This is a genomic window from Coraliomargarita sinensis, assembly GCF_003185655.1.
Classification (GTDB): domain Bacteria; phylum Verrucomicrobiota; class Verrucomicrobiia; order Opitutales; family Coraliomargaritaceae; genus Coraliomargarita_B; species Coraliomargarita_B sinensis.
On record NZ_QHJQ01000008.1, the window covers coordinates 176,802 to 184,618 of the forward strand.

7 protein-coding genes are annotated in these 7,817 nt (G+C 55.9%); 3 read left to right on the forward strand and 4 right to left on the reverse strand.

Annotated elements, in window-relative coordinates:
• Positions 1-228: 228 nt before the first annotated feature.
• Positions 229-1,128 (forward strand): histone deacetylase family protein, encoded by a 900-nt coding sequence (locus DDZ13_RS11650; RefSeq protein ID WP_199221113.1) that lies wholly within the window; start codon positions 229-231, stop codon positions 1,126-1,128.
• Between the two features lie 153 nt (positions 1,129-1,281).
• Here the strand turns inward: DDZ13_RS11650 and DDZ13_RS11655 are convergent, their stop codons facing one another.
• Entirely contained in the window at positions 1,282-1,986 is a 705-nt protein-coding gene (locus tag DDZ13_RS11655; RefSeq protein WP_110131627.1) for a zinc ribbon domain-containing protein, read from the reverse strand.
• A 63-nt stretch (positions 1,987-2,049) separates the two neighbouring features.
• Here DDZ13_RS11655 and DDZ13_RS11660 point away from each other — a divergent pair, with 63 nt between their 5' ends.
• The gene (locus DDZ13_RS11660; protein WP_110131628.1) at positions 2,050-2,406 is read left to right on the forward strand and encodes a tetratricopeptide repeat protein; all 357 of its coding nucleotides are present in this window, start codon (positions 2,050-2,052) and stop codon (positions 2,404-2,406) included.
• 152 nt (positions 2,407-2,558) lie between these two features.
• On the forward strand, positions 2,559-3,542 hold the full coding sequence (locus DDZ13_RS11665) for an acetyl-CoA carboxylase carboxyltransferase subunit alpha (protein ID WP_110131629.1): 984 nt from the start codon (positions 2,559-2,561) through the stop codon (positions 3,540-3,542).
• A 285-nt stretch (positions 3,543-3,827) separates the two neighbouring features.
• Here DDZ13_RS11665 and DDZ13_RS11670 read toward each other — a convergent pair whose 3' ends face one another.
• The 3 genes from DDZ13_RS11670 to DDZ13_RS11680 form a co-directional block, all read right to left on the reverse strand.
• Positions 3,828-4,424, reverse strand: a complete 597-nt coding sequence (locus DDZ13_RS11670) for a 3'-5' exonuclease (protein ID WP_110131630.1) — start codon at positions 4,422-4,424, stop codon at positions 3,828-3,830.
• Between the two features lie 10 nt (positions 4,425-4,434).
• Complete coding sequence (locus DDZ13_RS11675) at positions 4,435-5,406, reverse strand: MBL fold metallo-hydrolase (protein ID WP_110131631.1); 972 nt, start codon at positions 5,404-5,406, stop codon at positions 4,435-4,437.
• 86 nt (positions 5,407-5,492) lie between these two features.
• Complete coding sequence (locus DDZ13_RS11680) at positions 5,493-7,565, reverse strand: alpha-galactosidase (protein ID WP_146209357.1); 2,073 nt, start codon at positions 7,563-7,565, stop codon at positions 5,493-5,495.
• Positions 7,566-7,817 lie beyond the last annotated feature (252 nt).

Sequence of the window (7,817 nt, forward strand, 5' to 3'; positions counted from 1 at the left end):
GTTTTCTTATTGATTTGGTGGCACGATGACTTGAACGGGCAGCTATTTTGCCGAAAGTTTCACTTTCTCGATGATCCAGCTATCAATGCCATGAGTAGTTTCACAGACAGGCGCAGGTTTTTAAAAACGGCGAAAACCGCGACTCTGGGTTTGTGCAGCAGCCCGCTTTTGAGCACGCTTTCTGCCATGGCGGCGAATTCCAATCGTGAGGCGAAGGCTGGAGGCGCAATGATGACAAAATCTACCGGCTTGGTCAGTGATGATCGCTACCTGCTGCATTCCCAGGGGCGGGGGCACCCGGAATCGCCCGAGCGGCTGAGAGCGATCCACCGGCGGCTGAAGCAATCAAATCTGGATAAAGCCCTCGTGTCCGTGACGCCATCCATCGAGCCGCTGCCTTATATTCGGAGGGTACACTCAGAGGCCCATATTGAAGCGGCATCGAGGCAGGCGCAAGATGATGCCATTTGCCGTCTTGCGGTTTCCGGCGCCTTGAGCGGAGTCGATGCCGTTTGCTCCGGCAGGTTGACGAATGCCTTTTGTGCGATCCGCCCGCCCGGGCACCACGCCGCGAATAATGGAGAGTTTGGTTTTTGCTTCTACAACAACGTTGCCATTGCTGCCCGTTATGCCCAGAGGCAGCACAAGCTGAAAAAGGTCCTGATTGTGGACTGGGACTATCATCACGGCGATGGCACGGAATGGGCCTTTTACGATGATCCCTCGGTATTGGTCTTTTCCACGCACGCTCTGTACGCCTTTCCCGGGAGCGGCGCGGCGGATAAGACGGGCCGTGGTGCTGGGGAAGGTTACAATATCAATGTGCCTCTGCCGCGCGGTGCGACGGACACGGATATCACCCGCGCGTTTAGGGAGCGGCTAATTCCTGCCGCCGACGAATTTCAGCCCGATCTGGTCCTGATCTCGGCCGGTTTCGATGCGCGAGAGAACGATTTGCTGGGAGACTTCAATATCACCGACGAAGGATTTGCCAAGCTGACCGAACTGGTGATGGGGATCGCCAAACGATACGCCAACTCGCGCATCGTTTCCATTCTGGAAGGGGGGTACAATACCGAAGGCTTGGCCTTGGCGGTGGAATCGCATCTGAAGGCGCTTCTCGGTTGAGTGGTATGTCCAGTGGGTGGTTGAGTCGTTGAGTGGTTCGCCTCCGGCTCGTAGTTGAGTCGTGGGTTGTTCCGAGCCAGTCGCCTCGAACTACGGATCCGTAGATGAGCAGGCAGCACCGCAAAGGACTCAACGACTCAACCACCCACCAACCTAAGCATACACCATCCGCGCGCACTGGTCGCAGAAGTGGGGCTCGCCCGCGTCCATGGCCCCGCGTGAGACTTCGTTGGAAACCCGCAGGTGGCAACCGCCGCATTTATGCTGCTGAATGGCGGCGACGTAGGGTGGACGCTTGGCAAGCTTCTTGACCCGGTCATAGTGCTCGATGTAGTTGGCTTCGATTCCTTCGCGCGATGCGGCCAGTGCCTGCTTCGCCGCATCAATGGAGTCTTTTAAATTCTGTTCCCGTTCGCCGAGTTGTTTGATTTCCTCGTGCTGGTCCTGGATGCGTGCCTCGATGGTGGTTTTTTCCGCTTCAAAGGCTTCACGGGTGCTGTCGATATCCAGCATGAGCTTGATTTCGGTCTCTTCGAGCTGGGCGATTTCCGCTTCCGCTTGCTCGATCTGCTGCGTCAGGGCGCGGTATTCGTCGTTCTTTTTGACCTCGAGCTGCTGGTTCTTGAATCGGGCGATATCCGATTCTTTACCCTTCACCGCGTGGTCGAGCTCGCTGCGCTGCACTTCCTTTTCTTTAAGCGATTGGCTGGCGGCATCGATATTTTCCTTTTCAGTCTCGATCAGTGCCTCGATCTTGGCCCGTTCTCTCGGAATGCGCGCCAATTCCTCCTCAATTTTTTGCAGGGCAATGTCGCGGTCTTGAACAATGAGGAGCTTTTCGATTTGCGGGTCGGGCATAATTGGAATTAATCTACCAACACTCAAGAGCCCGCTCGGAGCAGAGCAACCTAAATCACCTTTATGAGCGAAACTTCACTTCAAGACCAAGTCGACGATGCCACTTTGGATTTCACCCTCGGGGACAGCGAGGGTGCGATTGCCAAACTGCGTGCAATTATTGATACCCATCCCGATGCCTTTCCGGCCTGGCATGCCCTGACGGAGGTTTATTTCTCCGAGGCCGACTACGATGCCGCCCTGGAGGCCGCGGAAACCGCACACAAGCTTGAACCGGAAGACGTGCACATCAATACCAGTCTCTCCCGTATTTGGGTGGAGCGGGGCGATAAGGAAAAAGCCGAACATTACGGCGCTCAGGCCCGCATGCTCGGTTGGAAAGACGAATTGAAGTCGCCGCCCGAAAAGGACGATATTTAGGCTGTTTTTTGTATGTGGTTGAGTTGTTGAGTGGTTCGTGGTGTAAATTGCAAGCGAGACGTCATCACAACCCACCACTCAACGACTCAACCGGCAACTAGATCCCCACAGCATTGACAGCTGAGACTCGCCCACACTAAATCGACAGTTACATGGAAGACGCGACTTATACGCTGGAATTTGAAAAGCCTCTGCGCGAGCTGGAGAAGCAGCTGCACACGCTGGAAACTGTCTCGACCGAATCAAAGGTGGATGTGGCCAAGGAGATCGAAGCCATCGTGGCCAAGATCGAGAAAACCAAGGCGGACATTTACTCCAATCTGACGGCCTGGCAGCGCGTGCAGCTCTCGCGTCACCCTAAGCGGCCTTACTCGCTCGACTACATTGAGCGCATTTTTACGGAATTTGAAGAACTCCATGGGGACCGCCGTTTCCGTGAGGATGCGGCAGTCGTCGGAGGGCCGGCTTTTCTCGATGGTGAACCGGTCATGGTGATCGGCCAGCAAAAGGGCCGCAACACCAAGGAGAATCTCAAGCGCAACTTCGGTTGCCCGCATCCGGAAGGCTACCGCAAGGCCATGCGCCTGATGGAAATGGCTGAAAAGTTCAAGATGCCCATCATCACGCTCATCGATACGCCGGGTGCTTATCCGGGGATCGGAGCGGAGGAGCGTCACGTGGCTGAAGCCATTGCCGTGAATATCCGCGACATGAGCGCACTCAAGGTGCCGATTGTTACCGTGGTGATTGGTGAAGGCGGCAGTGGTGGCGCCCTCGGTATGGCAGTGGCCGACGAGGTCATGATTCTCGAGAACGGTTACTATTCGGTCATCTCGCCCGAAGGTTGCGCCGCTATTTTATGGAAAGACCGTGCGGCGGCCCCCCAGGCGGCCGAAGCGCTTAAATTCAGCCCGGAGCACCTCTCCAAGTTTGGTGTGGTCGATCAGGTTATTCCGGAGCCCACAGGCGGAGCGCATCGCGACTATGATGCAGCTGCGACAACGCTCAAGGCTGCCATTATCAAGTCGCTGAACAAGCTCAAAAAGAAGAGCGTGACCAAGCTGTTGAATGATCGTTACGCACGATTCCGAAAACTGGGGGAGTTCACGGACGATTCGGAAGCGGCCACGTCGTAAAGCGTAGGACAGGCTTCTCTCCAAGAGTCGGTGTGCGCAGCGTGGGGTTTTTCTTGTAGAGGCTCCGCTTGCGGATGCCAGATATACTACGGGATTTGGCAGATGTCAGTCCGGACGTGCCCTAAATTATACTGTTTTGCAAAGCGGTATTAGGCAGCACAAAGCCATGTAACAAAATGCCGGGTTTTCGTGAATTCACAGGTCGCTCTTGTTGCTTAGGAAATGCACAGGCATCCGCAAGCGGAGCCTCTACGGCTGTAGCATCGGTCCGTATGGCCGATGGCATCAATCGGCGTCCTGCTCCGCCATCGCGCGGGCGTAGAGTTCACGGCTGATCCAGGCGTCGGTCGCGGCATAGCGGATCTGTTTCTGGTCCAGTTCGGCGCGCGCCCAGTTGGAAACCTGGGCTCCTTTGCTGATCCGGCCCCCCAGTAGCAAACCTGCCAGAGCCCGGAGGCCACGGTTTTCATAGCCGAGCTTGACCGTGATATCGGCAATCTCGACAAAGCCTCCCGGCTTGAACTCCTGCATGGCACGGAGTTCCTTAACGTCGTCCTTGATGGCAACCCCTGTCTTGAGAATATTCTCCGATTCGAGGATCGGGAGCACCGGATCCAGAGTATCCGTTTTACTGATACGGAAAAGGTAGACGCAGTCCTCGGTGGCGAGCTGGATCAGCGCAGGCGGGTAGTATTGCCCTTTTTTGAAAGTGGGGCGCGTCTCGGTGTCGAATCCGAGGTGGCTGCATTTCTTCAGCTCGGTCACGGCCTGCTCCATCTCCTCGACGGTATTAAGAATCCGGATTTCGCCGTCCCACTGAATCAGCGGGAGATCGTTGATTTCGGCTTTGGAGATTTTTTTGGAAACAGTTTTTTCAGGCATAATCCTAAGCTCAGGCTTCTATACTCATGCCGTCATAGGCAATCGTCAGTTGGCCGGGGTAGGGGTCTTTTCTTTCAGGGAAGCGCAACCGGTTGAATTCTTCGCGGTAGTTCAACGCATCCTGGTGAATGTCTTCAATCATTGCATCCGAGTAGCTTGGCTCGTGATGAAAGATCACCAGCTTTTTAACCTCAGCCCGGGCGGCTAATTCAACCGCCGTCATGTGGTCGGAGTGGCCCCAGTGTCGTTTCCCATTGCTCGCTTCCTCGAAGGTATATTGCCCGTCGAAGATGAGCACGTCGGCCGATCTGAAGAATTCAATAAATCGGTAGCCTGCTTCCCGTGCTTCGGGGCCGTGCTCGGAGTCGGATGAGTAGATGATGCGCTTGCCCGCTTCCTCGAAACAGTAGCCCCAGGAGTCGCCGGGATGTTGTTGCTTGATCGCCTCCACCTGAACGTCGTCGATTTCGAAGCTTTCGCCCTCTTCGCGTATGTCGAACTCGATATCCGCCTGCATTGCGGAAAAAGGTACCGGGAAGCAGGGCGCTTCCATTTGTTTCCGGATGGCACTCTCGATTTCCTGGTGGAACCCGTGAAAAACGATGCGGTTGCCCGGCTTGTAAGCCGGTGTGAAAAAAGGAAAGCCCTGGATGTGGTCCCAATGCAGATGAGAGATGAAAATATGATAGGTGGCTGGAGGCGCGTCTGGGCCCAACTCTATGGCATAGTCTCGGATGCCGGTACCGGCATCACAGAAAACGACCTCTTTTGATTTCGTGACGATCTGCACGCAGGAGGTGTTCGCCTTGTAAGTGCCCTTGGCACTGTGCGGCAGCTTGTCCAGATAGGCTTCGACGTCGGACTCGTTCTCAAACGATTGATCACGCGCCCCCCATAGGGCATTGATCAGCTTCCGACGTATGGTCGAAGAAGAGATCGGCGATGGGAGTGAGCCACAGGAACCCCAGATGACGGCTTTCATGGTTGCAGACAAGTTGTGCTATTTAGGTCGTTCTCTGCCGGCGAGTCAAAACAAAGGCTCATGCCCTTTCGCAGGCCTTGGATCTTTTACTCTGCATTTACTCTCAGGAAGAGGTACTCCAGCTGGTCGGGAATCGTCACTCGTAGCTCTCCCTTATGAAAGGCAGCTGTGCCGTCGCCGCCCAGAATCGTGGTCGCCGTGTCGTCGGCTTCGAAAAGGGGGATGTGGGTGACCCATGTGTCGGCATCGTTGAGCTCACGGAAAGCAAGGATGTGCGCCCGCTTGCGATCTTTGGCAATCGAGGCAAACCCCGTCCAGGCGACTCCATCCGGCCGCTCACCGATCGGGATGATGTCGCCGGAGAAAATGGCTTCGCGTTCCTGTTTCCATGTGTGAATGAGTGGCGCGGCTTGCTCATAATAACTTTCCGGCAGGCTGGATACTTCGAACCAGGCCAGGGGACTGGAGAACATGACGGTGGCAAAGAGCGTGTCCGGCGCGTAGCGCGCGGGCGCCAGTGGGTCGTCCCCGTATTTTCCGGTGTTGCGCGTGTTATTGAGGAACTCCATCCGCAGGCGAACGGGATCAATGTACTGGCCCAGGCTCCATAGATTGCGCAGCGTGCGGTGCGGCCAGTATTTGCCCCAGTCCGTGTAGCGGTTCTCCACGAAAACCGGACCGGCTTGAATGCTCCCAAAGTAGGTCGGGCGTTCGCCTGCGGTGGCATCGGGGTCGAAGACGAGCTCACCATTGGAGGCATCCAGTACCTTTTGATACATTTTTTCCAGATTCTGCTCCGCGAGTTTCGTCTCCATCCGCACCGCGTCGACTTTGACGTAATTGATACCGTCGTTTTTATAATAATCGATCAGGAGGTCGGCGTCGGCTTCCCAAGTGGCCATGTCGTTCTCCGCACTGGGGCCGAACCATAGCCCGAACTGCATGCCTTTCGCTTCGGCGGCATCGACCAAAGGTTTAAGCCCGTTGGGAAAGCGCTTCGGATGGGGCTTCCAAAAATCCGGATTCGCGGAACGAAAATCTTCCCAGGCGCCTTTGCCGAATGCGGAGTTGCCGCTCTTGCCATACTGCCAGCCATCGTCCACCTGCACCACATCGACGCCGAAACGGGCGCCGGCTTCGATCTCTTTCATGAGGAATGATTCGCTGACCCGGGCATCCCGCGAACGATCGCCCCAGGTGTTGCTCAGGAGCATGCCGTCGCGCTCCGGTTCGTACTCGCGCAGGCAGCGCTGGTAGCGCTGCATGGCCGCAATGCGTCCGGCGCGGCCGCCCTGATAGGGAATAATGGTCCAGGGGTAGCCATGCCCCGCAAATGCCACCCGGCGGGCGCGGCTGAAAACCTTGGCGTCCCACGGGCTTTGAACCGGGCGCGCGTGGGGCAGGGGTGCTTGCTTCAAAAAGATCAAGCCGTTTTCGGTCAGGACATCTTCAATGTGGAAGACGTTGCAACGGGCATCAAACACATCGACCCGGGTCAGCCATTCGCGCTCGAAAACCAGTTCATCGTGATTGTCCGTCTGGTCTTTGAATTCGACCTGCGTATAGCGGAGGTGAGAGGGGGCTAGCTTGAGGTCTTCCAGTGCAGGGTCGAATTTTTCGATCCGTGAAGGGCTCTCGGGCGTATTTTCCAGTCCCGTGGGCAAATCCGATTCATTGGCCGCGTTCGTAACCGTGGAAGGCGTTTCCGGTTGGTTGCTGGAGAAAATTAGGGAAATACCGCTGCTGTCCGGAAAAATCTGAAAGCGGTAGTGAAAAGTCTCCTCGGCTCCGACGGCTTTGGCGTGAAGAATGAGCGATTCCGCTTCCACCGGGCTGAGCTTTTCTTTCACCGCGGTAAACTCCATGGTCCGTGCTTCGTCAGCGGGTGCCGCCTCGGGAAATGGGGCAGGCTGGCGGCCCGGAGCACGCAGCCACTCCTGATCGGCCACTTTATCGTAGAAGGAGAGCGACCGAAGCAAGCCCTCGGGCTGGATCCGCCACTGGCGCTCTACTAGTTCGTTGCCAATCGTCAGCACGTCATCATGCCACTCCGCATAGCAACTCAAATGTTCCACCCGCTCCCCGTGGGCATACCCCAGCAAGAGCAGGCTGCTAGCCGATAGAATAAACAGACGATAAAGGCGTAATGATAGGTGCATGGCTTTTACGGTAAAAATGGATAAACCGCCAACTTGGCAAACCTGCAAAGCTTTCACAACTATAACCGGAAATTATCAGGTCGTCGGTTCGCGATAGGCATAAAAAAGCTCCGAGCATCTTATCGACGCTCTCCATCAAAGATTGGGGACATGGAGCAATTAAGCTACCATGTCCCCGATGATTAACAAGATAGGTCTAGCAGGATACGAAGTGATCGAGGTCTCTAGCAAGGCTGATGTTTACGAGTTGCG

Coding starts and splice junctions, on each gene's coding strand:
- DDZ13_RS11675 (WP_110131631.1), bottom strand. CDS start 5,406: ATGAAAGCCGTCATCTGGGGTTCCTGTGGCTCACTCCCATCGCCGATC.
- DDZ13_RS11655 (WP_110131627.1), bottom strand. CDS start 1,986: ATGCCCGACCCGCAAATCGAAAAGCTCCTCATTGTTCAAGACCGCGAC.
- DDZ13_RS11665 (WP_110131629.1), top strand. CDS start 2,559: ATGGAAGACGCGACTTATACGCTGGAATTTGAAAAGCCTCTGCGCGAG.
- DDZ13_RS11660 (WP_110131628.1), top strand. CDS start 2,050: ATGAGCGAAACTTCACTTCAAGACCAAGTCGACGATGCCACTTTGGAT.
- DDZ13_RS11680 (WP_146209357.1), bottom strand. CDS start 7,565: ATGCACCTATCATTACGCCTTTATCGTCTGTTTATTCTATCGGCTAGC.
- DDZ13_RS11670 (WP_110131630.1), bottom strand. CDS start 4,424: ATGCCTGAAAAAACTGTTTCCAAAAAAATCTCCAAAGCCGAAATCAAC.
- DDZ13_RS11650 (WP_199221113.1), top strand. CDS start 229: ATGATGACAAAATCTACCGGCTTGGTCAGTGATGATCGCTACCTGCTG.